24 protein-coding genes and 1 pseudogene are annotated in these 25,772 nt (G+C 33.4%); 11 read left to right on the top strand and 14 right to left on the bottom strand.

Annotation, left to right across the window (positions count from 1 at the left end):
• The first annotated feature begins 153 nt into the window (after nt 1-153).
• Nucleotides 154-327, top strand: a complete 174-nt coding sequence (tatA, locus tag ABEG11_RS13315; RefSeq protein ID WP_315200408.1) for a twin-arginine translocase TatA/TatE family subunit — start codon at nt 154-156, stop codon at nt 325-327.
• Between the two features lie 130 nt (nt 328-457).
• On the opposite strand, the gene ABEG11_RS13320 is transcribed toward tatA, so the two are convergent.
• The 5 genes from ABEG11_RS13320 to ABEG11_RS13340 form a co-directional block, all read right to left on the bottom strand.
• The gene (locus tag ABEG11_RS13320; protein WP_348824658.1) at nt 458-1,264 is read right to left on the bottom strand and encodes an ABC transporter ATP-binding protein; all 807 of its coding nucleotides are present in this window, start codon (nt 1,262-1,264) and stop codon (nt 458-460) included.
• Between the two features lie 478 nt (nt 1,265-1,742).
• Nucleotides 1,743-2,630 (bottom strand): nitrate ABC transporter permease, encoded by an 888-nt coding sequence (ntrB, locus tag ABEG11_RS13325; protein ID WP_348824659.1) that lies wholly within the window; start codon nt 2,628-2,630, stop codon nt 1,743-1,745.
• Between the two features lie 241 nt (nt 2,631-2,871).
• Entirely contained in the window at nt 2,872-4,107 is a 1,236-nt protein-coding gene (locus tag ABEG11_RS13330) for a CmpA/NrtA family ABC transporter substrate-binding protein (protein WP_348824660.1), read from the bottom strand.
• Nucleotides 4,108-4,135: 28 nt separating this feature from the next.
• On the bottom strand, nt 4,136-5,581 hold the full coding sequence (locus ABEG11_RS13335; RefSeq protein ID WP_348824661.1) for an alginate export family protein: 1,446 nt from the start codon (nt 5,579-5,581) through the stop codon (nt 4,136-4,138).
• 304 nt (nt 5,582-5,885) lie between these two features.
• Nucleotides 5,886-6,590 carry a Crp/Fnr family transcriptional regulator gene (locus ABEG11_RS13340; protein WP_348824662.1) on the bottom strand — a complete coding sequence of 235 codons (705 nt, stop codon included), beginning with the start codon at nt 6,588-6,590 and terminating at the stop codon, nt 5,886-5,888.
• A gap of 516 nt (nt 6,591-7,106) precedes the next feature.
• Here ABEG11_RS13340 and ABEG11_RS13345 point away from each other — a divergent pair.
• From ABEG11_RS13345 to ABEG11_RS13385, 9 genes are all read left to right on the top strand, one after another.
• Nucleotides 7,107-7,352 (top strand): porin family protein, encoded by a 246-nt coding sequence (locus ABEG11_RS13345; RefSeq protein ID WP_348824663.1) that lies wholly within the window; start codon nt 7,107-7,109, stop codon nt 7,350-7,352.
• Nucleotides 7,349-7,657 carry an outer membrane beta-barrel protein gene (locus ABEG11_RS13350; RefSeq protein ID WP_348824703.1) on the top strand — a complete coding sequence of 103 codons (309 nt, stop codon included), beginning with the start codon at nt 7,349-7,351 and terminating at the stop codon, nt 7,655-7,657. The genes ABEG11_RS13345 and ABEG11_RS13350 overlap by 4 nt, the downstream gene beginning before the upstream one ends.
• A 193-nt stretch (nt 7,658-7,850) precedes the next feature.
• Complete coding sequence (locus ABEG11_RS13355) at nt 7,851-8,213, top strand: S-adenosylmethionine decarboxylase family protein (RefSeq protein ID WP_348824664.1); 363 nt, start codon at nt 7,851-7,853, stop codon at nt 8,211-8,213.
• Between the two features lie 3 nt (nt 8,214-8,216).
• Entirely contained in the window at nt 8,217-9,413 is a 1,197-nt protein-coding gene (locus ABEG11_RS13360) for a DUF4178 domain-containing protein (RefSeq protein ID WP_348824665.1), read from the top strand.
• Between the two features lie 11 nt (nt 9,414-9,424).
• Entirely contained in the window at nt 9,425-9,604 is a 180-nt protein-coding gene (locus ABEG11_RS13365; protein ID WP_348824666.1) for a hypothetical protein, read from the top strand.
• Nucleotides 9,605-9,620: 16 nt separating this feature from the next.
• A complete protein-coding gene (locus ABEG11_RS13370; protein ID WP_348824667.1) occupies nt 9,621-9,836 on the top strand; it encodes a DUF350 domain-containing protein in 216 nt (71 codons plus the stop codon).
• On the top strand, nt 9,829-11,349 hold the full coding sequence (locus tag ABEG11_RS13375) for a polyamine aminopropyltransferase (RefSeq protein ID WP_348824668.1): 1,521 nt from the start codon (nt 9,829-9,831) through the stop codon (nt 11,347-11,349). Before ABEG11_RS13370 ends, ABEG11_RS13375 begins: the two co-directional genes overlap by 8 nt.
• Nucleotides 11,324-12,952: an NAD(P)/FAD-dependent oxidoreductase gene (locus ABEG11_RS13380; RefSeq protein WP_348824669.1), complete on the top strand. Its 1,629-nt coding sequence runs from the start codon at nt 11,324-11,326 to the stop codon at nt 12,950-12,952. The genes ABEG11_RS13375 and ABEG11_RS13380 overlap by 26 nt, the downstream gene beginning before the upstream one ends.
• The gene (locus ABEG11_RS13385; protein WP_348824670.1) at nt 12,930-13,943 is read left to right on the top strand and encodes a hypothetical protein; all 1,014 of its coding nucleotides are present in this window, start codon (nt 12,930-12,932) and stop codon (nt 13,941-13,943) included. The genes ABEG11_RS13380 and ABEG11_RS13385 overlap by 23 nt, the downstream gene beginning before the upstream one ends.
• Nucleotides 13,944-13,952: 9 nt before the next feature.
• On the opposite strand, the gene ABEG11_RS13390 is transcribed toward ABEG11_RS13385, so the two are convergent.
• The 6 genes and pseudogenes from ABEG11_RS13390 to ABEG11_RS13410 form a co-directional block, all read right to left on the bottom strand.
• Nucleotides 13,953-15,083 carry an ATP-binding protein gene (locus tag ABEG11_RS13390; RefSeq protein ID WP_348824671.1) on the bottom strand — a complete coding sequence of 377 codons (1,131 nt, stop codon included), beginning with the start codon at nt 15,081-15,083 and terminating at the stop codon, nt 13,953-13,955.
• A gap of 103 nt (nt 15,084-15,186) precedes the next feature.
• Nucleotides 15,187-15,306, bottom strand: a pseudogene (locus ABEG11_RS19105) (S1 RNA-binding domain-containing protein); the annotation flags it as partial.
• A 30-nt stretch (nt 15,307-15,336) separates the two neighbouring features.
• Nucleotides 15,337-17,148: a DUF2326 domain-containing protein gene (locus ABEG11_RS13395; protein ID WP_348824672.1), complete on the bottom strand. Its 1,812-nt coding sequence runs from the start codon at nt 17,146-17,148 to the stop codon at nt 15,337-15,339.
• Complete coding sequence (locus tag ABEG11_RS13400) at nt 17,135-17,377, bottom strand: ABC-three component system middle component 8 (protein WP_348824673.1); 243 nt, start codon at nt 17,375-17,377, stop codon at nt 17,135-17,137. Before ABEG11_RS13400 ends, ABEG11_RS13395 begins: the two co-directional genes overlap by 14 nt.
• Nucleotides 17,374-18,315, bottom strand: coding sequence for an ABC-three component system protein (locus ABEG11_RS13405; protein ID WP_348824704.1), 942 nt, complete (start codon nt 18,313-18,315; stop codon nt 17,374-17,376). Before ABEG11_RS13405 ends, ABEG11_RS13400 begins: the two co-directional genes overlap by 4 nt.
• Before the next feature lie 33 nt (nt 18,316-18,348).
• Nucleotides 18,349-20,472 carry a Tex family protein gene (locus ABEG11_RS13410; protein WP_348824674.1) on the bottom strand — a complete coding sequence of 708 codons (2,124 nt, stop codon included), beginning with the start codon at nt 20,470-20,472 and terminating at the stop codon, nt 18,349-18,351.
• Between the two features lie 54 nt (nt 20,473-20,526).
• Here ABEG11_RS13410 and ABEG11_RS13415 point away from each other — a divergent pair, with 54 nt between their 5' ends.
• Nucleotides 20,527-20,790: a DUF1294 domain-containing protein gene (locus tag ABEG11_RS13415; protein ID WP_348824675.1), complete on the top strand. Its 264-nt coding sequence runs from the start codon at nt 20,527-20,529 to the stop codon at nt 20,788-20,790.
• A 109-nt stretch (nt 20,791-20,899) separates the two neighbouring features.
• Here ABEG11_RS13415 and ABEG11_RS13420 read toward each other — a convergent pair whose 3' ends face one another.
• The 3 genes from ABEG11_RS13420 to ABEG11_RS13430 form a co-directional block, all read right to left on the bottom strand.
• Nucleotides 20,900-22,807: a DUF3858 domain-containing protein gene (locus ABEG11_RS13420; RefSeq protein ID WP_348824676.1), complete on the bottom strand. Its 1,908-nt coding sequence runs from the start codon at nt 22,805-22,807 to the stop codon at nt 20,900-20,902.
• The gene (locus ABEG11_RS13425) at nt 22,807-24,669 is read right to left on the bottom strand and encodes a DUF3858 domain-containing protein (protein WP_348824677.1); all 1,863 of its coding nucleotides are present in this window, start codon (nt 24,667-24,669) and stop codon (nt 22,807-22,809) included. Before ABEG11_RS13425 ends, ABEG11_RS13420 begins: the two co-directional genes overlap by 1 nt.
• 181 nt (nt 24,670-24,850) lie before the next feature.
• Nucleotides 24,851-25,771 (bottom strand): cation diffusion facilitator family transporter, encoded by a 921-nt coding sequence (locus ABEG11_RS13430; protein WP_348824678.1) that lies wholly within the window; start codon nt 25,769-25,771, stop codon nt 24,851-24,853.
• Between the last annotated feature and the right edge of the window lies 1 nt (nt 25,772).

The following is a 25,772-nucleotide window of genomic DNA, read 5'->3' on the forward strand; positions in this document are numbered from 1 at the left end:
TATAAGTAGTTGTACTACAAACACTGTAATTTTATAAAATATTTAACGCTATCTCAAACAAAAAACAGTTTAAAAGTAATGCTCATAAATTTATTCTATATACCTTTGTCCATTATATAATTACAAATTTGCTACGGCGTTAAATATTGAATCATGGGAAGATTTGGACTTACAGAAATCCTTGTTATATTGGCAGTTGTTTTATTACTTTTTGGAGGTAAAAAAATTCCAGAATTAATGAAAGGCTTAGGAAGCGGTATTAAAGAATTTAAAAACGCAGCCAAAGACGATCAGCCAGCTGATAAAAAAGAAGAAACTAAAGAATAAATTTTCTTAGAAATTCTTTCTAATATAAAAATTCCAAACTCTATATATTCATATGGAGTTTGGAATTTTTATATTTTAAAAAAGGTCTTTTCAACATTGGAAAAAACCTTTTTTGGGCAAACAAAATTAACTAGCTTTTATACGTTACTCCCATATCCTCAATAGAAAAGTGATCGGTCAGCAAATGCAATAAATGATCTCTCAGTTCAATATATTCGGGAGTTTTTACGATTTCGATTTTATTTCGCGGTCTTGGCAGATTTACAGTTACGATTTCACGGATGGTAGAAGCCGGACCATTATGCAGAACCACAATCCGGTCAGACAAAAACAAGGCTTCCTCAATATCGTGCGTAATCATCACGATTGTTTTTTCTCTGTTGTTCAGGTTCCATAATTTCAAAACCTCCAGCTGCATAGCGCCTTTGGTCAAAGCATCCAGTGCGCCAAAAGGTTCATCCATAAGCAATACTCCCGGATTGATTGCAAAAGCTCTGGCAATGGCCACCCTTTGTTTCATCCCGCCCGAAAGCTGTCCCGGTAATTTATCTTTGTGCTGAAACAAATTCACCATTTTCAGGTTTTTGATCACGATTTCATGTTTCTCTTCAATAGAACAGTTCATAACCGAATCCACTGCCTGAAAAATATTGTTTTCCACTGTCAGCCAAGGCAGAAGCGAATAGTTCTGAAAAACAATTCCACGGTCCGGACCAGGTCCTTTTACATTTTTATCATCCAGTACGACCGAACCTCCTGTTGGAGTCAGCATCCCTCCTATCGCATTCATAATGGTCGATTTTCCGCAGCCCGAATGCCCGATGATTGATATGATTTCACCTTTTTTGATAGAAAGGTTGATGTCTCTTACTGCAATATATTTTCCTTTTGGTGTTGGAAAAGAAATTTCCAAATCTTTTATTTCTAAATAGCTCATGTCGATATATTTTAAATGTTAATAGTTTCTGAGATTCTATCCCGATAACTATCGGGACTACGCTTTTTTTGGAGCAGAACATTTGTCTTTTATCTGAGAGTTTCCTCCCGCTATCCGTTTCAATCTTGTTTGCCGAACCCCGGCAAACAAGGATTTCCACTTCTATCGGGGCTAAAGAACAACATTCTGCTTTTTTAGAAGTTTTTGAGATGCTGAGTTTCTAAGCCAATTCCAATATCATTAAGTTAGTTTTTTTAAGACCTCATCGAGATCTAATGTTTATAGAAATAATATTCGATTTCGATAATGACCCCAGCGGGGTCATCTGTTTGTCTGTATCGTACAACCCCGCTGGGGTTGCTGTTTTGTGTACATTTGATTTCTATAAACATTGAAATCCTCTGGATTTCATTTAACTTAATAATACTGCGCTACAATAAATAGTAGAACTTAGCGGCTTAGTATCTTAGCAGCTTTTTCACCCTTTATACGATACCTTATTCTCAATCATTGTAAAAAATCCGTCAAAAATAATTCCCACAAATCCGATGATGATGATGGCTGAAATCACTTTTTCCAAGCTCAATGCATTCCAGCTGTCCCATACAAAAAATCCAATTCCTGCACCACCTGATAACATTTCGCCGGCAACAATCACCAGCCACGCCACACTGATACTCAATCGCAATCCTGTGATAATATGAGGCAAGGTATATGGAAAAACCACTTTGGATAAATACCTCCATTTTGAGAAACCAAAAGCTTTGGCTACATTTTTATGATCCTGCGGAATCGTTCCCACTCCAAAAGCCGTGTTAATCAGCGTAGACCACAGCGAAGTGATAAACACGATGAATATAGTTGCCAATCCCGTGTCTTTGAAAACCACCAAACCTATTGGGAACCAAGCCAAAGGCGAAACCGGTTTCAAGAACTGAACAATCGGATAAAATATTTTTTTGAAAAATGAGCTGGCTCCAATCAGAATTCCGAAAGGAATTGCAAATAAAGAACCCAACAAAAATCCGGTCAAAACGGTTTTTATCGAAACAAACAGCTGCAGTCCAATCCCTTTATCGTTCGGACCGTAATCGTAAAATGGGTCGCTTAGCATTTCGTACAATACTTTTAACGTTGCTAACGGACTTGGAAGAGCTTCTTTTGTATAAATACTTAATGCAGCCCAAAATCCACAGAAAACAGCCAGTCCAATACAGGCAAATGCAATTGATTTTGCTTTTTCAATTATATAACGTGAGGCTTTTTTGAGGCTTTTTTTCTTAATTACTTTACCAAAAGTTTTTAGAAGAGGATTGCTTCCTGCTATCGCTTCTGTTTCTATTGCTGCTGTAGTTGAATTTGACATAATTATTTTTTTTAAGTTACTAAGTTGCTAAAAATCTGAGTTTCTAAGCTTTTACGAACGCGTGAGGGATAGGAGCAAGCTACCGAAGTAGCGCGGATAGCCCGACCCCGCGGAAAAAAGGGGCTGAATATTTATTTCTAAAAGTAAGCCCCTTTTTCCGCGGGGTCACGCCCTAATTATTATTTTTTAAGATACTGAGTTTCTAAGGTTTTTAAAAGACTTAGAATCTTAGCTTCTTTTTCTAATGTTTCACCACTTTTAAATATGCTGATGGATTTGCTGGATTGAAAACGGTTTTGTCCATGGTTAGAGAAAACGGTTTCATGTCGTCTGCAGGGATTTTAATTTTCATGCTCTTGGCCACTTCTTCGTATAAATCCTGAAGAATTAATTTATCGGCGATTGCTTGATAATTTGGTTCTTCTTTCAGATATCCAAATCGTACAAATTGTGCCATTGCCCAGATTCCGTAGGATTTGCGAGGGTAATTTACTGTTCCCCCTTTGTAAAAAAGCATATAGTCTTTGTCATAAACTTCGGTCCCTTGATTACAGCCTAAATTGTAATCTCCCATTAATCTTGCTTCGATAACATCGGCTGGAGCGTTTACATAAGGTGCTTTCCCAATGATAGCTGCGGCTTTCTTGCGGTTGGCAGGATTATCAAGCCAGATACAGGCTTCCATGATGGCTTTCATTACTTTCTTCAAATCTTCGCGTCGTGAATTACTAAAGTCTTTGTTTACAACCAGTGCTTTTTCCGGGTGGTCTTTCCAGATATCCTGAGAAGCGATTTGTGTAAAACCAATTCCCTGTTTTACGGCAACACCGCCCCAAGGTTCGCCTACGCAATATCCGTCCATGTTGCCCACTTTCATGTTGGCTACCATTTGCGGAGGCGGAATAGTGATGATTTTTACCGCTTTTTGGTTTAAACCTGCCAATGACATCCAGTTTCTTAACCACAAATCATGAGTTCCTCCTGGGAAAGTCATCGCAAAAGTCACTTCCTTTTCGGCTTTTAGTTTAGCAGCCACGACAGGCGTCACTTTGTTCATTTGTTTGAATGAAACCTTTCCGCAAAAATCATTCGACAAAGTGATCGCTTGCCCATTTACATTAAGCATCATGGCTATTTTCATTTCAGAACCGGCTTTTCCTCCTACTCCGGTGTACACTGAGAAAGGCATTGTGTAAAGACAGTGTGCACCGTCTAATTCGCCTGTCAGGATTTTGTCACGGACATTGGCCCAGGATGTTTCTTTGGTAACAACCACCTCAACACCGTATTTTTTGAATAAACCTAATTCTTTGGCCATTACAATTGGCGAACAGTCGGTTAAAGGAATAAAACCTAATTTTACAGGTTCACCCGCTGGCGGATTTGGTTTTGCCGTGAAAGAAGAAAACAAAACCGCACACATTATCAACATCAATGGGGCAAAAAGAGTTCCTATATGTTTTTTAGTCTGTATCATTTTTTTAGTTTTTTAATTGTTAATTCAATTACTTTTTATTTAAAAAATTTGGTTTAATATTTACCATTACATACGCCCATTGCGGAGTAAGGTTAGCATTGGCAACTGCTTTAACTTGTGCCGAAGCCATTGATTTTGTAGCCTGCATTACAGAATATCCAGCTTCGATATTGATCATTTTGGTCATGTTGTAAGACATTTTCAAGTCAAGCTCTGTTCCTAAATAGCTGGTTTGTGTTCCTCCTGCTCCGTTAGATAAAGTGTTTCCTGCTTCAAAACAGTGAACGTCAGCAAAAAGAGTCAGGTTGTCTTTCAGGTTATATTTCGCTTTCAAAAAGTAGTTTAACAGACCTTGTGAGCCAAAACCGCTTGAAGCGTAGAAGTAATCCATATATCCCCAGAATTTGTGAGGTGTTCCGTAAAGCGGATCAAATTGATTGTTCTCTGAAGTCGCTGTAACGGCTTTTGTCCCATCATTACCTGATAAATAATCAATACCAGGGCCTACAAACAGTTTTCTTCCTACTTGCAGAGTCGAAGTGATAGAAGCCAGATTACTGTTCAGACTGCGTCCGTTTTTGTCATGACCAAATTGGTGGTATACACTTCCTTCAAATTTTAATTTTCTAGTCGCATTCACATTATAGTAGAAACCAGTCGTGTTACGTGTCCAGATTCCCTGCTCATTTACTTTGGTTGTAACCGGCGGAGTTCCTTCAGTTACATTTGTATATTTATTGAAATTATCACTTAAGAATAAAAAGGAAATGTCTCCAAAGAAAAACTTTCTAGCCAGATAAACATATTCAAGTGATTTGTAATTCGTTCCTAAACCGTTTGTACCAGCTGTATAGCCTGATGTTGCAGCCGGAACACCATTGTAAATTGTTCCTGCTAATAATTCTTTGTTTTGGTTAAATGCTGCTCCAAAATCGGCAGTCCATCCTTTGTTGAAATATTTCAGGACAACCGCATCGTGGTAACGTGCCTGCTGTAACCAGTCAAGACCTCCAATAACCTTTTGATCATCGTATGAAATTTCCTGACGTCCTATTTTTAAAGAAAGATTTTGAATGCTGCTTATCGTGTCATTCAGCATAATTTCCCCCCAAGCTTCGTGTAATTGTACACCGTTATTCTCAGCAGTTGTTACTCTGTTTATTGTTGAAGCATCCTGTCCCCAAACGCGAACATCCTGAATCGCTGCAAAAAATTTGAATCTGTATCCTGTGAATCCAACATTTAATCTTGTTCTTTGTGAAGTGAAAGCTGCAGTCTCTGCATCTTTTGCCTGCAATGTACTGTATCCGTCTCTGAACTCTGTTCTTGGTCTGAATTGTCCTGTAGCAGTCAGCTGTGCATTTGCTACTGATGAACCAAACAATGTTATTGTTAGTCCTAATAAAATTGATTTTGAATTCCTGCTTTCCTTTAATGCTTTTATTTTTTGTATTCCTGTTGTAATCTTTTGCATGACAAATAGGTTTTGATTAGTATGAAGCAAATTTACATACGTATTTATACTTACGTATTTGTTTTTTACAGCTTAAAACCTCTTTTTTACACAGTAAAAAATATTCTGATGGCAAAAAATTTACTGCGTTTTCGCAAATTATTTTTATAAAGTACCCTATTTACTGGGTTTATTATACTTCTATTTTGTCTAAACCTTTTACTTATAAATTACCTATCAGAAAAAAATAAAAAACGATATTTATTTTCCATAAAAAAAAGCCCAAAAAGGGCTTTTAAATCTAACACACATAATCTAAAACTACTTAGACATACTTATGTTCCATAATTTCCGATTGCATTTTGCTTATTTTCTGTAATCCAATTTTCTTTCCGACTGTTTTTATCAATTCCTCTCTCTTCAAACTCGAAATTACACGAGTTACTTGCTCTTCGGTAGTTCCGGCAAAATCGGCAATTTCTTTTCGGGACAAATCAATATTAATCAAGTCGTTGGTTTGGCCAAATTTTCGATGAATATACAATAAGGTGTCAATCACGCGTTCTCTCACGTTCATGTGGGCAATCTTGCGGATATTGTTCTCGCTCTTGTTCAATTCCTCGGCATAAAAAAGCATCATATCATATGTGAACTCAGGAACATGCTTAAGAATATCCATCATTACCTCATTATTAAAATTACACAAAACAGTGTCTTCCAAGGCATAAGCGCCTATCAAATAGCGATTGCTTGTACCAAATCCCCTGAAACCAACGGTGTCACCATCAGTAGTAAAACGAACAATTTGTTCCCTTCCGTTGATTCCTGTTTTCACGGTTTTCACTTTGCCTTTTTGCACGAAATAAAGCCCTTGAATTGGCGCTCCCTCAATAATAAACTGCTGTGCTTTCTTGCAGGTAAAACTGTGCTTTTTCTCTATATAACTTTGCATGTTGGGCAAATGAATATGCTTTCTGATAAAACAATTATCATTACTACAACTATTGCAAATGGCTTGATTCTCTTTCATCTGTAGCTATCTATTGTTTTTTACTTAATACCACAAAAACCAATCGTTCCATTCAATGAATAAATATCGGCTAAATCTCAAAATCAGTAAATATTTTACTGTAACTGTCTTTATTTTAAGTAAATGTATAAGTTTTTCGCAATAAATAATAATTAGCAGTTCCGATCAAGCCTTCCTTTCACTTCAAAAAAAGAGGCTTTTGTTGTGTATTTTTTATAAATGAAGGCTGAAAAATTGACATCCCTAATTTCTCCCTCTACTTAGAACAGCTGCTTTTGGATATTCGCAATTTTTTGCTATTAAGTAAAAATACGTAGTTATGTTTAGTTTGTAGTTTTTTATATACAAAAATAATAATCCTATTTGATAAATTGTGTATAAAAAATAATTAAGATTTTTCTTGTTTTCGTTGTTTATTAAACTTTTGCTTAGTACATTCACGCCGAAATTTTAACCAAAAAACTACAATTAAAAATGAAAAAAATTTTACTACCTTTTGTTGCCCTAATTTCTTTTATGAGTGCAATCGCTCAAATTAAAGATAAAGGGACTATTGAAATTACACCAAAAATTGGATATTCATCGTTTGGAGAAAACAATGAGGGAGAAAGTACTGACTCAACTACTGGAGTGTCATTTGGCGCATCGGCTGACTATTATTTCAATGATAGATGGAGTTTACGTTCGGGATTAGCTTTTGACAAAATGGGAGCTGAATACGATTATATAGGAGGTGTATGGAAAGATAAATTAAACCAATAAATGCCAACTGGCACTTTGGCAGTACCCGAAAATGGAATTTAAATTTTGGATTCAGCCCTTCATTTTTATTAAATGCAGAAGTTGATGCTGCAGGAACTACTATGGAAATACCTCAGAGCGATATCGAATCATTTCAATTAGGGCTGTCTTTTGGAATTGGGTACAAAATTGAAGTTACTGAGAGATTTGGTATTTTACTTGACTATCAAGCTTTCGCAGGCTTAACTAATATCAATAAGGCCAGTAGTGCAAACATCACTAATTCTGGTGGCAGTTTTAATGTTGGAGGAGTTATCCAGCTTTAAAAAAAACGGGGGGCAAATAATTTGGGCTCCGTTTTTTTTATTTATGGGCTTTGCCATCATCCTTTATACCAATGATTGAAACTGATGCTATACTTCAGCTTTTCATTGCTGATTACAATCAGCAAAAATCAGGTCTTTATAAAATAAATAATTATGAATAAAAATTCTACTTTAGTAAAAAAGTAATTGTTGAATGATTCACAATACCTATTCTCCAGGTCTCCACAAATTAGTTACCCTAGAAGTTCAGCAAAAAGAAAAATTAATTTCCAGCGGGAATTTTATAGCTTTTTCTGAAGAATTAATTTTAAAATACAATTTAGAAAAAGTAGGCATCAGTCAGCATGATTTTGACAACAATAGTTTTACCATTGCCATCTGTTTAAAAGAATCACATATCTGCATTCATACCTGGCCCGAATTTAAACAATTGACTTTGGATGTTTATTTGTGTAACTACCTTCAGGATAATACCGATAAGGTAAAAGAGATTACTGCTGCCTATATCAAGTATTTTGATGCCAAAGTTTTAAAAGATTTCGAAATTAACCGATAGCATATGACGGTACCTTGTTATAACTGCAACACGACTACAGCTCTGGATGTTACTTTTGAAGTAACAAATTTTGCCTGTCCCAACTGTACTTCTGTTTACAAAAACACTGAAGCAGGACTCAAATTTTATAATAAACGTAAGCCATATTCTTTTGACGAAAAATTAGGATTAGGTCAAACAGCTGTTTTTGACGAAAAAGAATATAAAATTATTGGAATCCTGATTAAGCAAAATAAAGGATTCGAATGGGCTGAATATATTCTGGAAGGAAAACAAGGCAATTATTTATACCTGTCTGAAGCAGCAGGACATTGGATTATTTTGACCGAAATAGAGTTTAAAACCAAAGTAGGAAACCATCCATTGACTGTAGAACACGAAAGCATCACCTATGACAGATACGATTATTACTATCCAACACTAATTGCTGCTCAGGGATTTTTTGATTTTGATGTTTTTGACAAGATTGAATTAATTGAATATATCAATCCACCATTAATGCTTTCTTTTGAAAAATGCGGTCATGAACAAACCGCTTTCTTAGGAAAACACATTTCGAAAAGCGAAATTAAAAAAGCATTTGGCGTGTCTAATTTACCGTCAAAAAGAGGCATCGGACAAGTACAGCCATTTATATTCAATATTAAAAATTTAGCCTTAACATTCTGTTTTGTCGCTTTATTAATTCTGATTACCAATTGGATTTTGAATAAAGACCGTGTCGAACAAAATGTGCTGAATACCGAAATTCCTTTTGACCAATTTACCACCAAAGATTATGTAACGCCATCCTTCACTTTGAAGGGAAGCGCTGCACCGCTATCCATAAGGGTTCATTCCAATGTTGATAATTCTTGGGCCAATGTACAAGTAGCGTTGATAAACGAAATGACGGGCGAAGAAATCTATGCAAATAAAGACATTGAATACTACCACGGTTATACGGACGGAGAAAACTGGACAGAAGGAAATACAACCGAAGAGTTCAATATATGTGGTGTTGCCGAAGGCAAATACCATCTTTCAGTCACACCGATGAAAGCAACTGAAGATTCCCTCAACCAATCCATTCAAATTCAGGCAACTTGGTCAAGTCCGTCCAACAGAAATGTATGGCTGGTTTGTATATTTATGATCGTGTTTGTTATCGGGATGTATTATCTCGACAAAAATTTTGAAGAACGAAGATGGAATGAATAACAACTAATTGTATGGAAAAAATTATACCTTTTATTAAAGCCAATTATCTCTTGCTCCTGGTGGGATTGTTTTTCTACGGTCTTTTTGTTTATTATAACGAAACCGGAAGCAGGATTTGCGACTGCGAATCGACAGAAAATTACAAACCTACCTCCGCCGGAAGAAGCATTAATCATTTTTACCACAAATAATTAAAACCAAAACACTATGGATATTTTAACAATGAAACCCGTTTTAGCTTCAATTGTATTTTCGCTTTTAGGAATTGTCATTCTATTGATAGCTTATTTTATCCTCGAAAAATTAACCCCCGAAAATACATGGAATCAAATTTCAAAAAATAATAACGTGGCTTTGGCAATTGTTTTGGCATCCTTTATCATTGGTATTTCAATGATTATTAGCGCAGCGATTCATGGGTAAAAAGCTATTAAAATTTGAATATTTACTGCTTTTTGCCGTATTTACCATTGCCACCTGCGGACTGGTTTACGAACTGGTGGCCGGAACTTTGGCAAGTTACTTATTAGGCGATTCGGTAAAACAATTCTCTTTCATCATTGGAGTCTATCTTTTTTCGATGGGGATTGGCTCGTATTTCTCAAAATTTTTGACCAAGAATCTGCTCAACACTTTTGTTGAAATTGAAATTTTGGTTGGATTGATTGGAGGATTAAGCTCCGTAATTTTATTTTTGCTTTTCGAAAGCATTTATTCGTTTCAGTTTATACTTTACTTTCTGGTTTTCGTAACCGGATGTCTGGTGGGATTAGAAATTCCGCTGTTGATGAATATCCTGAAAGACAAAGTCGAATTTAGGGATTTGGTTTCCAATGTTTTTACCTTTGATTATATAGGAGCATTGTTAGCATCCATTTTATTTCCATTGATTTTAGTGCCAAAACTTGGCATTATGGGTACTTCCCTGTTTTTCGGAATGATTAATGTTTCCATTGCCATCGCATTGTGTTTTATGCTCAAAAAGGAATTGAAAAAAATATACTTTTTAAGAAGCAAAGCAATACTGTCGTTTTTATTTTTACTGGTCGTTTTTATTTTCTCGGACAAAATTTTATCCTTTTCAGAAGGAAAATTGTATGGTGAAAACATCATTTATACCAACACAACCCCTTATCAAAGAATCGTTTTGACACACAATAAAAACGATTACCGGCTGTACCTCAACAACAATCTACAGTTTAGCTCCGCGGATGAATACCGCTATCACGAAGCCTTGGTACATCCTGCCCTATCGATGGCAAAAAATGTGACTAATGTTTTGGTTCTTGGTGGTGGAGATGGACTGGCAGTCAGAGAAATATTGAAATATAAGGACGTTAAAAAAATTACCCTCGTAGATTTGGATGAAGGAATGACCAAAATGTTCAAAACCAATACCATATTAACCGGATTTAATAAAAATTCGCTCAACAATCCTAAAGTCACCGTTTACAACAAAGACGCCTACATTTGGGCCAAAAACTGCACCGAAAAATTTGATGTGGTGATTATCGATTTTCCCGATCCGTCCAATTATAGTTTGGGAAAATTATATTCGCTTAACTTTTATGCCACCGTCCAAAAACTATTAAATCCAGATGCGGTTGCAGTGATTCAGACCACTTCCCCGTATTTTGCTCCTAAATCATTTTGGTGTATCAATAAAACGGTGATGCAGGTTTTTCCGCAGGCAGATGCTTATCACGCCTATGTTCCTTCGTTTGGCGAATGGGGTTATACCATTGCCATTAACGGCTTTGGAACCACTTTCAATACAGTAAACCGAAAATTGAATAACCTCCGTTTTTACAATTATCAATTTGATAAATTCAATTATTTTTCTCAGGATATGATTTCAAAAGACATAGAAATCAATCGATTAGACAACCAAATTTTAGTACGCTATTTCGATGAAGAATGGGGAAAATTACAATAATTCACGAAGGAATTTCTTCAAAATAATTGCAACTTCCTTGCTGGTTGTTCCTTTTTTGGATGCCTGCAAAGAAAAAGTGGTTACTTTATTAATTCGGTTATCCGGAACCAACCATATTTTGGGTCATCGGCTTCGGGTCCAAAATTTTCCTAAACCAACACAGGAAATTTCAATTCCTTATTTAATTGTAGGTGGCGGAATTTCAGGTTTAAGTGCCTCCAGACAATTGACCAAAAGAGGAATTACTGATTTTCTGATGGTTGAATTAGAAGATCATTTGGGCGGAAATTCATCCAATGGAGAAAATAAATACTCCAAATATCCATTAGGTGCCCATTATCTGCCTTTGCCTAATTTAGAAGATAAAGCCTTATTGGAATTTTTGGAAGAAGAAAAAATCATATTGGGTTATGACTCCAAGGGTTTCCCAAAATTTGATGAAACACAGCTCACTTTTGCTCCTGATGAACGTTTGTTTATTAAAAATAACTGGCAGGATGGAATTGTTCCAAAGGCAGGAAATACAATTCAGGAAGATACGGAATTAGTCCGATTTTTTAAATTAATGGATGATTTTAGAATAAAAAAAGACGAACAGGGGAAATATTGGTTTATGATTCCGCTCGCTGAATCCTCCCAAAATAACGAAGTAAAAGAACTGGATTCCATTACGATGAAAGAATGGTTTGATCGGAATCATTTTACATCCCAACCTCTTTTTAATTATATTGATTATTGTTGCAAAGATGATTTTGGTTTGGGAATTAACTATGTTTCTGCTTATGCCGGCATTCATTATTTTGCAGGAAGAAAACAAAATGCTTCCGAAAACAAACAAGACACGGTATTAACATGGCCAGAAGGAAATTCGCGGTTAGCCCATCATTTGCATAAATATGTAAAAGGAAAATCGCTTAAAAATCATCTGGTTTACCAAATAGAAAGCAATAACAATAAAGCTGTCGCAAAAGTTTTTGACAATAAAACCAAAACCTCAATCGCCATAACAGCCGATAAAATTTTGCTGGCAACGCCTCAGTTTGTAAACCAATATTTGTTGGAAAACAGAAAAGAATTGGCTACCAATTTTCATTATACTCCTTGGCTTTTGGCTACTTTGGTAGTATCGGATTTAACAGATAATGGCAGTTTTCCGCTGTGTTGGGACAATGTAATTTATGGATCGAAAGGTTTGGGATATGTATATGATCAACAACAATCTTTACAACAAATACAAGACAAAAAAGTAATTACATACTACTATAGTTTTTCCTCTGCCGATTTAAAAAAAACACGCAGGGAATTATATAAAAAACCAAAAGAATATTGGAAACAGATGGTTTTTGATGATTTAAAAATAGCTCATCCCACCATAGAACTGGCCACTGAAAGTATTGAAATTCATATTTTGGGACACGGAATGATAAGTCCTGTTCCGAATTTTATTTATGGCAAAGCCAAAAAAGAAGCCTCTCAGCCCATTGCAGACAAAATCTATTTTGCTCATAGTGATTTATCAGGAATCTCTATTTTTGAAGAAGCTTTTCATCAGGGAATTAACGCAGTAAACACAATGATTGATGGAACAGCCTTGGATTCATAAACCAAAAACAGACAGTTTGTTTATACTGCTACCTTCTTTTGTGGTGGTTGCCATTGTGTTTTTATTCCAAAACCAACTCCGCCAAATCGAGGACGAATATTCGTTTTATACCTGGCTTTTTCTGATTGTTTTTATTGATGTGGCTCATGTTTATGCCACTTTATTTAAAACTTATTTTGTGGCTGAGGAATTTCAAAAAAGGAAAAAGTTATTGATTGGATTGCCAATTTTGTGTTTTCTAATTGGAATGTTTTTGTTTTCTTTTGGAAGCAGTGTTTTTTGGTCGGTATTGGCTTATATCGCCGTCTTCCACTTCATTCGACAGCAATATGGTTTTATGCGCTTATATGCCCGAAATGAATCCAAAAAATGGGCTTGGATTGATAACTTGATTATTTACACTGCCACAATTTATCCCATGCTGTTTTGGTTTTTATCAGCACCCAGAAAATTTAACTGGTTTATTGAAAATGAATTTTTGCATTTCCAAAATCCTTTTTTAATTACTGTTTTAAGCTGGATTTATGGTTTTGTAATCCTTTTTTATGTTATTAGGACAATCTATTTATGGGTAAAAACCAACTATTTCAATATTCCAAAAAACGCCATAATCGTAGGAACTATTTTGTCCTGGTATTTTGGAATCGTTTATTTCAATAATGATTTAATTTTTACTTTACTCAATGTAGTTTCCCACGGAATACCTTATATGGCATTGATTTATCTGAAAGAAATCGATAAAAAAACAGTCGCAGAATTGAATTGGCTACATTATTTCAAACATTTCAAAGGGCTCTTATTCTTCATCGCAATCTTGATTTTTATTGCTTTTTCTGAAGAATATCTTTGGGAAATTTTAGTTTGGAATGAACAATTTTCAGGTACAGGAAAAGATTTTTCAAACTGGTATTTTTTAGTGGTACCGCTATTGACGGTACCACAATTTACTCATTACCTTCTGGATGGATTTATTTGGAAAAGCAAGAAATGAATCAAAATATCACAGGATATAATCCAAATAATTATCCTGATTGATAATTTCAAAAGTCGCTTCGGGATAGGATTTTGCAAATTCCGTTGGGATTTTTGATTTTGCTTTTCCGTATTTATATTCAAAAGCTGATAAGTGTTCGTCTTTTTCCTCTATCCTGTCTATTTCCTGTTTGGTATGGGTACGCCAAAAGTAATCATGAACAAAATTTTCGGTATAACCCATTTTTTTAATTCGCTCCGAATTCAGGTAATTTTCCCAAAGTTTGCCAACATCTTCTCTAGTATTCAGCGAATTAAACGAATTGATTATGGCATTACGGATACCGTTATCAACAAAATACCATTTTTTCATCTTAGTGATCTCATTATCCCTATTCCGGCTAAACCCTGATACGCTATAGATTATAAATACCTTGCTAAATAAATCCAAATACTTTTCAACGGTGTTTTTACTAATTTGCAAATCACGCCCCACACTTTCCAGCGACAATTCACTACCAGTTCTAAAAGCAATAATCTGGAGTAACGCAATAATTTTGTCTCTTTTTTTAATGCCTTCAAAAGCAAAAACATCTCGCAACAATTGGGTATTCACCAACTCCTTTAAATAACTTATTTTATCTTCGCGATTCGTAATATGGCTCAATTCGGGATAACTTCCCAATATTAATCGGTCTTCTAGGTTATTGCGGGTTTCGAGAAAATCTTCTGTCTTAGAAAATTCAAGTTGCGCGATTGGATATAAATTGATGGTTTTCATACGGCCAACCAACGGTTCGCCTAACTGATTGTTTATTTCAAATGCCGAAGAACCCGTTACCAAAACTTTTAAATCTTCAATGGTATCCACCATCAGTTTTAGCTTTTTGCCAATGGCAGGTATTTCCTGCGCTTCATCAATTATCAAAAATTTAGTGTCTCCAAGCAATCTTTTAAAATTGGCTGTACTCTGAATTTCTAATAAATTATGTGATTCAATATCGTCTCCGTTTAAAAAAAGTACTTTTTCAGTTACTTTTTCCATAAGTTTTTTAATCAGTTCGGTCTTGCCCACTCGTCTGGCTCCTAACAAAACGACTACCTTGTTGGGTTGTAATTTTTGCAAAACTAAATCAAGTGCCAATCTATTTATTTCCATAAAACTAGATTTTATTTGACACAAAGATATATAAAATTATTGATTTCCGTCAATTAACTGACGGAAATCAATTAAATACCGTCAGTTAATTGACTAAATTTAATTAAATACCGTCAATTTGGTAATTTTTAAAAACCATACTCAGCTGAATCCTCTTCCTATCCTCATCCACCTCGGTCACTTTTACCTCAACGTGTTGGTGTAATTTCACCACTTCGTTTAAATTTTGTTTATAAAACAACGATGGATTTAACTAAAAACTGAATCCAAATAAAGTCCCCTCTTCATTTTTATCATTCAAATTTAAAATGATTTCATTTTCTTGAAAATAAGTAATACTATCATTCTCATCAACAGGCAAATCAGATTTAATTACGGATAAAACATATTGAATATTATACTTTTCTGCGAGCTTATTTATTAATTCTAGCAATCTTAACTTAATACCATTATCTTGAGTTGAAAGTACATCATCGTGATAAATGAATCTAAAAAATGATTGATTATTATAACTTGTCAATATCGCTAAATCAAAAGCAACACACAATATTTTTTTATAAGTTGTTCCTTCGTCTTTTGCAGTGTTTTTATTAGCTTTATCTAGCACTTTAGGTGGCGGAAACTCAATATTATTATTTGCATTTAAATGCCAAGAAATATTTGCACTTTCATCCATTATAAATTTATAATATGAATGAAATTTTTTTCTTATATCATCATATTTTTCATTTTGTTCTGTATGTCTAGATAAAAAATTCAGTTTATCTATCGTACTTTCAATTTCATCTTTTTTATCTTCAATCTCATCTTCTTTAGTAAAAATTAAATCAATATAATTAATTTTAGAATTAACTTCGTTAAGTTCTTCTTCTTTTTTTGCTAAAGCTTTTTGATATGTTTTAAATTTTTTGAAAGTATCTGTGTCTTGCAAAACCGATAAAAGGTTTTCTTTTTTCGAATTTAAATCAATCAAATTTAAATTTATTGCTTTTAATTCTTTTTCTTTACTTGATACTATCTTTTTAATTAATTTGTTTCTTTCGACGGTTATTTTAGAATTAAAATCTAGTAATTCTTGATAATCTTTTTTGATTTGATTTCCAAAATAGATTCCTGTTTCTTCAAAAACTTTCTCAACTTTATTTAATTCAAAAGCAAAGTTGTTTTGTATTGATTTCTTTAATTTATCAATTTCATAATTTAAATTATATGATAATGAATTATACTCACTTATCGAATTTTCAATATCTGATATACCATTTTCAATTAGTTTTTTATCTTGTTCATAAAAATTAAAAGCATCTATTTTCTTTTCAATTTCTATATTATTTTCTTCTATTGATCTTTTTTCAGCAATTAATGAATCTCTATCTTTTTTATCAATTTTATATTCTCTCTTAAGGGTTCCTATAAATCCTTTTAATTCTTCAATTTCATCATCGTTTTCATATTTTTTCAGCAACAAATCACCATCAAAACCTAATAAATCAAATATAAAAGGTTTCCAGTATTTATGCTTACCGTTTGAAAATTTTGATAATTGAAAAACATCTTTATAATCATCTGGAGGTGTTCTTAAATTATAACTTAAAGCTTTTCTATAATCATAATTCTTATCGAAAAAAAAATCTAAATTCAAAAATTCAGCTAAAACTTCTTTTGCTTTATCTATTGAAATATTTTCAAAATCAAATTTTAAAGGAGCAATAAAACCTTCACTCCTTTTCTCTGAAAGACTAAATGCAATTTTTGTGTTATTCTCAATTCCTCTTCTTACAGTTAAAAATCTTCCATCATTAAGTCCTATTTCTAAATAAAAAATGTATTCATTAAAAATAGATTTATTGTTACTATCCAACAATTTTAAAAGAAAATCTTTCTTGTCAATTTTTTTTAATAACAAAAAATCTATTAATTCTGCCACTTTTGTTTTGCCTAAATCGTGAGAATTTTTTTTATCTTTTAACTCCGTTTGAACATCGGCATATATAACATTTACACCATTCAAATTGAATGAAATGTTCTTGAAATTTTCCTTGTTACTATATAATTTACTTAACTTCATTGAAAGTAAAGGTGTCTGTTAGTTCTTGATATTTAATTTTATTTAATAAAAACAAAAAATTTAAAGCATAAGGATAATTTTCTTTTGCTTTATCCCCCAATTCATTAATTACCTTTCCAAGCAATTTATCATATTCAATAGTAGAATGTGCTTTTAATAATTTTAATATATAAGCGCTAATATTTATAACCGAATAATCTGGGTTTGTATGTCTATTTGGTTTTATCATTTTAATCCTATTTCACAATTCATATACATATAATGAAGAAGAGTAGAAATATGTCTTTTTCCACCTTTTAAATCCTTACTTCCATCAGCTATTTTTTGATAAATAAAAATCAAGACCTCTTCAAAAACATTAAAATTATCTCTTCTCAAAGTAATTAGACCACTTAATTCTGATGCTATATCAAAATAATAGTCTCTGAATTCTGAATTTTTATCGTCTTCCAAAAAACTTTGAATGTTTGTAAAATCTAATAGTGACTTAGATAGAATTTCATTTTCAAAATAATCTTTGCCTAATGAATTTTTTTTATTTTTTTCTTCTATTTCAATTTTATCAAAATCATATTTAACTTGGTCAACTTTAGTTTTAATATCTTCAGCAATTGTCCGTAATTGTTTTTTAAACTCTAAGATAATGTCCTTTATTTCTTCTTCTGAAAAATCAAATGGAATATGATGTTTATCTAACTCAAAAAGTTTTACAATGTCCTTATTTTGATTTAAATATCTGTTATTAATGGTTTCTTTTCCTAAAATTTCAACATTTTCTAGACCAGAATTTTTTTTAATTTTAGCTAAAAGTCTTTCGCCTTTAACTCCCGTATATTTTCTATTTGTAAAAATTAAATAATTATCAATTTCATTTATTTCTTTTAGCTTTTTTATTTTAGGTATTTCAAGATTTATAAGGTTATCAAATTCTTTATCTGAACAAGATGCTTGCGAATTACTAGTAAATTTAGCTTGAATTATAAACTTACCTTTCCAAGATTCAATATCAGAAGGAAAAGCAGTTGCTGTTCCAGTAAATTTCCCATCTCTTCCACCATCTTTACCTTCTGAAAATTCAATAACGCCAATACCCAATATCCTTTGACAAATTGTATTTGTTAAATCTTCAAATTTTTTATCATCAAGCACTTCTAATCTATAATCCATCAAAATAATAAGTTTTAACAAACTTACAAATAATTATAGTACCATCGTCAACTGAATACGTTTCCTATCCTCATCCACCTCGGTCACTTTTACCTCAACATGCTGGTGTAATTTAACCACTTCATTCACATCGCTCACAAAACCGGCTTTTAGTTGCGAAATATGAACCAATCCGCTTTCTTTGATTCCTAAATCGACAAAACAGCCAAAATTGGTAATGTTGTTGACAATTCCTGGCAGAATCATTCCGGTTTTCAAATCTTTTATTGATTTTACATTCGGGTCGAATTCAAAAATTTTGGCCGATTTTCTTGGGTCTAATCCTGGTTTTTCAAGCTCTTTGATGATGTCTTTTAAGGTCAATAAACCAATTTCCGGTGTGATGTAATTTTCTGCTTTAATCAAAGCGGTTTTTTCTTTATTGGCAATCAAATCATTTACTGAAAGTTTCAAATCCTTCGCCATTTTTTCAACAATAGAATACGCTTCGGGATGCACGGCCGAATTATCTAATGGATTTTTGGCGTTCGAAATCCGAATAAAAGCCACTCCCTGCTGATACGCTTTATCGCCCAAACGAGGCACTTTTTTCAGTTGTTTTCTATCGGTAAACGGGCCATTTTCGGAACGGTAGTTTACAATGTTTTCGGCAAGCTTCTCTCCTATTCCGCTCACATAACCCAACAAATGTTTACTCGCCGTATTAATATTGATTCCTACCGAGTTCACACAGCGAATCACTGTATTATCCAATTCTTCTTTAAGTTTGGTTTGATCCACATCGTGCTGGTACTGTCCTACTCCAATGGCTTTTGGGTCAATTTTTACCAATTCGGCCAATGGATCCGAAAGTCTTCGACCGATAGAAACCGAGCCACGAACCGTTACATCATAATTTGGAAATTCTTCTCTCGCAATCTTCGAAGCCGAATAAACCGAAGCTCCCGCTTCAGAAACGATGAAAACCTGAACCGGTTTGTCGAAAGCTATTTTCTTGATAAAGAATTCTGTTTCTCTCGAAGCCGTCCCATTTCCGATAGAAATGGCATCTATATTATAAGCATTAACCATCGATTTTATCTTTTTCATCGCCATAGCCGTTTCATTCTGCGGAGCATGCGGGTAAATGGTTTCGTTGTATAACAAATCCCCTTTTTCGTCCAGACAAACTACCTTACAGCCCGAACGGAATCCTGGATCAATCGCCAAAATTCGTTTTTCGCCCAACGGCGGTGCTAACAGCAACTGCCCTAAATTATTGGCAAATACCTGAATCGAATTGGCATCAGCCTTGGCTTTGGCTTCCTGCAAGGTTTCATTAGAAATCGCCGGATTCAGTAAGCGTTTGTAACTGTCCTCAATCGCCAGTTGAATATGTGGCGTGGTACTGTTTTCTCCTTTAATAACTAATTCATCAATTATGTCATAGGCATCGTCAAGCTCCACATCGACTTTGAATTTGATAAAACCTTCGTTTTCGGCTCTCAAAATGGCCAACAAACGATGCGACGGCGCTTTGGTCAGCGGTTCTGACCAATCAAAATACTGATTGAATTTTTGTGCGCCTTCCTCCTCTTTTTTAGCCTTAACTACTTTGGTCGTGATTGTTGATTTACGTTCAAACAATCTTCTCAACTGCTTTCTAACGTAGATATTCTCATTAATCCATTCAGCAATGATGTCTCTTGCGCCCTGCAATGCAGATTCTTCGTTAATTACATTTTCGTTCAAATATTGAGTAGCCAGAAAATCAACATCGTCCTTTCCTTGGTTCATAATGATCTTGGCCAAAGGTTCCAAACCATTTTCTCTAGCAACATCAGCTTTGGTTCTTTTTTTCTTTTTGTAAGGCAGATAAAAATCTTCCAATTCCTGTAAATCGAAACTCTGCTGGATTTTTTTCTCCAATTCAGGCGTCAATGCATTTTGCTCTTCGATGCTTTTTAAAATTGCTTCTTTTCGCTTTACAATAACTTCGTAATCCTTTTGCAATTTGGCAATCTGCTCAATTACCGTTTCGTCCAGATTTCCTGTTTTGTCTTTTCGGTAACGGGAAATAAAAGGAATCGTACAGTCTTCCTGCAATAATTGAACGGTGTTTTGAATGTTTATGGGTGCTGTTTGGACAGACTTGGCGATGAATTGTATGTTGGTCATTTTATTATTTTTTGGACAGCTAATATAATATCTTTGAAACTTTATTTTAATCAAATGACTATTTTATTCTGCTATTTTTTGATTTTGAATGCAATGGCTTTCGTTCAAATGGCTTATGACAAACATTTGGCAAAAGCCCAAAAACAAAGAATCCCGGAGCGGAATCTTTTGGGTTTTGTTCTTTTCGGAGGCACTATTGGTTCTGGATTAGGAATGCTTACTTTCAGGCACAAAACAGCCAAAAAAAGCTATCTTTTAAAATTTTGGCTGATTGTAATTGTACAGATTTTAATAGGCTGGTTTTATTTAATCAAGTGAAAAGATAATTGAATAAAAAAAGCCCAGTTTTATTAACTGAGCTCTAAATTATATGTTTCATTGCACCCGATTTTTGAAACTCATCCTTAACTATAAAACCCTTGGATAATTACTTCTTAAGTTTCAACACGACAGATGCTTTTGTAAAATCCGCAGAAGCATTCAACACATTTCTATATTCCTGATAAGAATCTTTGGGATAATTTATAGATTGATAAATCTCAAAAACCTCAACAATTAATTGATTTCCTTCAACTCTTACAAAGGATTTGAAATAGCAATTTTTGGTTTCATCTCCACTCATTTTTTTATCAATTTCTAAATCTTTGTAACTTTCAACCTCATATCCATCAGGAATCTTGAAAATTATTTTATGCTTGTAAGTTTTTGTATAATTTAAGTCTACATCCCATAATCTCTCCGCCTCTTGATATAAATTTGATTGTTTTCCTATCAATTTCCCGAGGTTTACCAAAACCAGATTTCCTGCATTTTCAGTTAGAGATTCCTTAGCTTCAGCCTTAACTTTTACAATATAGGGAGTATTGGTATAATTATATTTGAAGTCTTGATTTTCAAAAGTATAGTTGGCTATTTTTAGATCCAATTCATCTCCAAATATTCTTTTTTTTATAAAATCAACAAGATCTTTTTCTTCTTTATTTTCTTTAATATATTTAATCCAATTTCTATACAATTGCCCCTCATACCCTGTATTTGAATAAATCTTTTCGATAACAGCCGTGTCTAAATCACCCGATAACGAAACGGTGCTTTGTGTCTCATTTACAGTAAAGTCAGCAGGAGCAATTGGAAAAGTTAATACATAATGCTCTTTATTAGCTGGATTATAAGTTCTGCCATTTGAACCTTGAACTTCATACATTGGATAACCATAACACAAATATTTCTCATAAGGAGAGAGGAATTTTTGAGTTTCAGGAATATAGTACATAAATTCATGATTTAGCGGAACAACAAATTTATCATCATTAATATCACCGTCAAAACGAGACATTCCAACAACAATTTTATAAGGAATTTTCAATTCCTTAAGTGTAAATCCATATAAATCAAAAACGTCGCCAGCACTTAATTTTTGTTTTCCATTATTTAAATTCGTGACTTTTTGAGCTGTTTCACCCTTACCTACAAAATCAAAATTGCTTTTGATATATTCATCTATTTTGATCAATTTTTCATCTGTTGAAGCTGTTGCAGGGATATTTAAATTTTGAATAAATTCTCTAGCCTGGTTTTTCTTAAAATATTGAAAAGAAGGTTTAGATAAATATTGTGGTAAAAAATAGCTCCATTTATAAATATCCATATTTGAAGTCGAAACCATATAGATTAACTTCACTAAATTCTTTAAATTTCGTGCACTGGGTTCTTCTTTATATGGAGGTATATTAACCGCTGTTAATATGCTTTTGTTATTTACAAAGCTTCCTTTAAATTCTGACGAAGCAAAAGTCTCAAATTTCACACCTTCTTGTGTGTGTGTAAATTCAGCAAACAGCACAGGTATTTCTTTTTGGAAAACTTCTACTCCATAAGACATTGGATTTTCTTTTATAATAAAATAATATTCTAGGATATCTCCTGCTTCTACACCTTCAAAAACAATAGATTTTACATTATTCTCTTCTGTAGTAATAATTTTATCCTGTGGCAATACTTTTATTTCTCCGCTTGGTTTTATAACCCTTGCGTGAAAATCCCTAACATCTCGAACATATCCATTGTCTTGAGCCTTAATTTTATTATATTTATTTATTTCTTCAGCTTTATTGATTTTTATTGCAAAATGATTCATTCCAAAAGTTGCATATGCATAACCTCCTACACGCGTATGTATCCAACGTTTGTCTAACAAAACAACTGCTGGCTGATTTTGGTATTCTTTAGGAATTTCTTTGAAGTTGGGTTTTTCATCCCAGGTGTAACTTTTTATTTCTTGGGAATAACTTTGAAATGTTGCTAATAAAAAGGCAATAAGAATAATTTTTTTCATTATTTAGAAAGAATTATAGATTGGTTGTATTGTTTGATTAGAGCTTTTATGAAAGAATTCCAAAGTGCAAAATCTTTGGTTTCTAATAGTAATTTTTTGGATTCTATTTTTTGTATCACCTTAATGGTATTTTTTATGACTTTGTATTGAATGTCAAAGCTTCCCAAATCGTTTTCTGTTTTTGCATTTTCGGGTAAAAATTCCACTTTATACTCTGCAGGCAAATCGTATTGATATTCAATTTCATAAATATATGCGTAGTTGTTTTCAATTGAGTATTTCCTGTTTTCAATATCAATCAGGTTTTCTTTTAAAGGAAAAAACAATACAGGTTTTAACAACAATTTACCGTTGACATCTTTAATACCATTTTCAAGTTTTAATTTAAAATTTGCTTTTGAAGGCAACTCTTGATAATCATTCTTTTGCAGTTCCTGAATTTCTAACTGAACTTTTTGGTTGTTTTCCGTAAGAATGTTTTTCCAGATTTCATTTGTTTTTAAATTAAATTCCGAAAGATTATTCAATAATTCACTCTTTGGTAAACCCGAAACCATGACCGTAGCCTCTCCCTCAATATGATTGTTTTGGATATTTAATTTAATCAAAGTTGTGGTTTTGTTTTTCTCAGATTCTACTACAGGAACCTTTTCCAATTTAAATTCTTTTTCAGATTTTCCTATTAAAGCTTCTTTTCCTTGAATAAAATTCGAAGGAAACAAAAAAGGGCAAAACTTATCGGTAGCATCCAAAAAATAACTTTTATTATCAATTACCACATTAGTAATCATGTGATTATCCACAAGTGGTGTTGGTACTTCCTCATAAGTATATGGTTTATGACGTGTTCCAATCCAGGTAAGACTGGAATTCAGCTGAGCATATTGTAGCATTTGATTGAGAATATTAGCCATATCCTTGCAGTCTCCATATAATTTTTGAAATATATCCGAAGCTTCTCTCGGAACAAACCCGCCCATTCCATCCTCAAAAGCCACATAATGCATGTTTTGCTGTACCCATTGATAAATTGCTTTAGCCTTTTCAAAATCAGTCGTTTTACCTTTTATAAGCTCCTCGGTTTTATTTTTTAATGCTGTTTGGTCAGTTTTGTTAATGTCTTTTGTGAGCGAATAATACCATTGGTATAATTTTTCCGGTGTTCCCAGTAATTCCTCTTTTTTTCCTGCTATTTCATAACTCTTAATGTAATAAATAATATGAGGCATAAAATAAAGAGAATTTGGCATACTCTCTTCTCGCGTAAATTCAGGAATATCTTTGGCTTCCCAAGTATAAATGTCCCAATCCCCTTCTCTAGTTTTAGTAAAAACTATTTTGTCCTGATAATTTCCAAATAATTTATAACCAATTTCAGTAGTAGTTTTACATCTAATTTGGAATTTTGCTGTTTCTGTTTTTATAGGATTCTGAAATCTAAAAAAATCTAAAAAACGAGGCTGTTTAAGTTTGCTTTTATATGAGAATTCAATTGTTGAATTATCTTCCACTTTAGGCATTACAAAATATTTATATTTATTGTCACTTTTGTAAATTTTATCATATTCGGCATCAAAAGTGCCAATCGAAGAAGAATTCAGATCAACTCTTGAATCTGTTTTGATAATATGTGTTGATCCTTTGATGTTTGAAATTTCACTAAAACTGTCAAACGGAATTTGAATAGAGTACTCCGCTGTATTTTTACTTTTTGAAATAGCCCTGCTTTCGTTTACAAAAGTTTCAATTTCTAAAGTTTTTCCTGAATTAATAACAACAGTTTCATTACTATAAATTACTTTTGATTTTTCTTGGGAGTGCATTTGAAAGGAGAACAAAAGCAAAACAACATATTTTTTCATTCAATTTAATTTGGGATTAAATTAAAAAAAATTCCCAATTTAATTCGTTTCTTACAAACTATTTTAAAAAAAATATTTACTATAATTGCCATACATATGTCAATAAAAAAAGCCCAGTTTTTTGACCGAGCTTTGTAATATTATTGGTGCGAAGCACCGAGATTTTTTTTCATTAAACAACCTAATCCTGAACGATGAAATCCTTGGAATCTTCCTCCTTCTTATATTCCGGCTGAATATTGATGTGATTGATATGGAATTTTTCGAACAAAACATGTTCAACTTTATCCAGAAGTTCATTGAACTCAGACATTTTTATGTCTTCGGAACAATCAAGATGCGCTTCGAGATGTAATTCCTCTTCGTTGAGATACCAAAGATGAATATGATGTAATTTTCGAACTCCGGATATCTTATGCACTTCTATAATTATATCATTAATATCCAGATGATTTGGCGTAAAAAGCATCAGCATTTGAGTGGAATTTTTGAGCAGATCAAAACCCACAATAATTAAGTAAATGGCAATTGCTAAAGTCAATAGACTGTCGACCCAAAACCATTGAAAAAATTTCATCAGCAGACCACCGGCCAGAACCGCAACCGAAGCCAGCATATCGGTAAACAAATGCAGATAAGCCGATTTCATGTTCAGGTTTTTGTCAGCATCATTTTTTAATAATAATACAGACAAACCATTCATAACAATTCCTAAAATTGAAAGCCAGATCACCAATCCAGATTCTATATGCTGCGGATTAAAAAAACGCTCTACTGCACCATAAACCAAAAACAAAGCCACAATTATCAATGTCATAGCATTAACAAAAGCGGCAATCAGTTCAGCTCGTTTATATCCAAACGTCTGATCGTTGGAAGCTTTTTTTCGGGATAATTTATGGGCTGCATAACTGAATACCAAAGAAAGTACATCGGAAAAATTATGCAGGGCATCTGACAGTAAAGCCAGACTTCCTGAAAGAATTCCTCCTATAATTTGTGCCAATGTGATCACCATATTTAGCACAATCGAAAACAGCAGATTTTTTCCTTGTACTGGGGAGTGGTGGTGACCGTGATTATGATGGTGATGATCCGACATT

Source organism: Flavobacterium aestuarii (genome assembly GCF_040049115.1).
Classification (GTDB): domain Bacteria; phylum Bacteroidota; class Bacteroidia; order Flavobacteriales; family Flavobacteriaceae; genus Flavobacterium; species Flavobacterium aestuarii.

Excerpts from the sequence above, each read along its gene's own strand:
- ABEG11_RS13360 (WP_348824665.1), top strand. The coding sequence starts at position 8,217 with ATGACGGTACCTTGTTATAACTGCAACACGACTACAGCTCTGGATGTT.
- ABEG11_RS13400 (WP_348824673.1), bottom strand. The coding sequence starts at position 17,377 with ATGATAAAACCAAATAGACATACAAACCCAGATTATTCGGTTATAAAT.
- ABEG11_RS13375 (WP_348824668.1), top strand. The coding sequence starts at position 9,829 with ATGGGTAAAAAGCTATTAAAATTTGAATATTTACTGCTTTTTGCCGTA.
- ABEG11_RS13320 (WP_348824658.1), bottom strand. The coding sequence starts at position 1,264 with ATGAGCTATTTAGAAATAAAAGATTTGGAAATTTCTTTTCCAACACCA.
- ABEG11_RS13380 (WP_348824669.1), top strand. The coding sequence starts at position 11,324 with ATGAAGAATGGGGAAAATTACAATAATTCACGAAGGAATTTCTTCAAA.
- ABEG11_RS13370 (WP_348824667.1), top strand. The coding sequence starts at position 9,621 with ATGGATATTTTAACAATGAAACCCGTTTTAGCTTCAATTGTATTTTCG.
- ABEG11_RS13420 (WP_348824676.1), bottom strand. The coding sequence starts at position 22,807 with ATGAAAAAAATTATTCTTATTGCCTTTTTATTAGCAACATTTCAAAGT.
- ABEG11_RS13340 (WP_348824662.1), bottom strand. The coding sequence starts at position 6,590 with ATGAAAGAGAATCAAGCCATTTGCAATAGTTGTAGTAATGATAATTGT.
- ABEG11_RS13335 (WP_348824661.1), bottom strand. The coding sequence starts at position 5,581 with ATGCAAAAGATTACAACAGGAATACAAAAAATAAAAGCATTAAAGGAA.
- ntrB (WP_348824659.1), bottom strand. The coding sequence starts at position 2,630 with ATGTCAAATTCAACTACAGCAGCAATAGAAACAGAAGCGATAGCAGGA.
- ABEG11_RS13395 (WP_348824672.1), bottom strand. The coding sequence starts at position 17,148 with ATGAAGTTAAGTAAATTATATAGTAACAAGGAAAATTTCAAGAACATT.
- ABEG11_RS13385 (WP_348824670.1), top strand. The coding sequence starts at position 12,930 with ATGGAACAGCCTTGGATTCATAAACCAAAAACAGACAGTTTGTTTATA.
- ABEG11_RS13330 (WP_348824660.1), bottom strand. The coding sequence starts at position 4,107 with ATGATACAGACTAAAAAACATATAGGAACTCTTTTTGCCCCATTGATG.
- ABEG11_RS13430 (WP_348824678.1), bottom strand. The coding sequence starts at position 25,771 with ATGTCGGATCATCACCATCATAATCACGGTCACCACCACTCCCCAGTA.
- ABEG11_RS13355 (WP_348824664.1), top strand. The coding sequence starts at position 7,851 with ATGATTCACAATACCTATTCTCCAGGTCTCCACAAATTAGTTACCCTA.
- ABEG11_RS13425 (WP_348824677.1), bottom strand. The coding sequence starts at position 24,669 with ATGAAAAAATATGTTGTTTTGCTTTTGTTCTCCTTTCAAATGCACTCC.
- ABEG11_RS13345 (WP_348824663.1), top strand. The coding sequence starts at position 7,107 with ATGAGTGCAATCGCTCAAATTAAAGATAAAGGGACTATTGAAATTACA.
- ABEG11_RS13390 (WP_348824671.1), bottom strand. The coding sequence starts at position 15,083 with ATGGAAATAAATAGATTGGCACTTGATTTAGTTTTGCAAAAATTACAA.
- ABEG11_RS13405 (WP_348824704.1), bottom strand. The coding sequence starts at position 18,315 with ATGGATTATAGATTAGAAGTGCTTGATGATAAAAAATTTGAAGATTTA.
- ABEG11_RS13365 (WP_348824666.1), top strand. The coding sequence starts at position 9,425 with ATGGAAAAAATTATACCTTTTATTAAAGCCAATTATCTCTTGCTCCTG.
- ABEG11_RS13410 (WP_348824674.1), bottom strand. The coding sequence starts at position 20,472 with ATGACCAACATACAATTCATCGCCAAGTCTGTCCAAACAGCACCCATA.
- ABEG11_RS13415 (WP_348824675.1), top strand. The coding sequence starts at position 20,527 with ATGACTATTTTATTCTGCTATTTTTTGATTTTGAATGCAATGGCTTTC.
- tatA (WP_315200408.1), top strand. The coding sequence starts at position 154 with ATGGGAAGATTTGGACTTACAGAAATCCTTGTTATATTGGCAGTTGTT.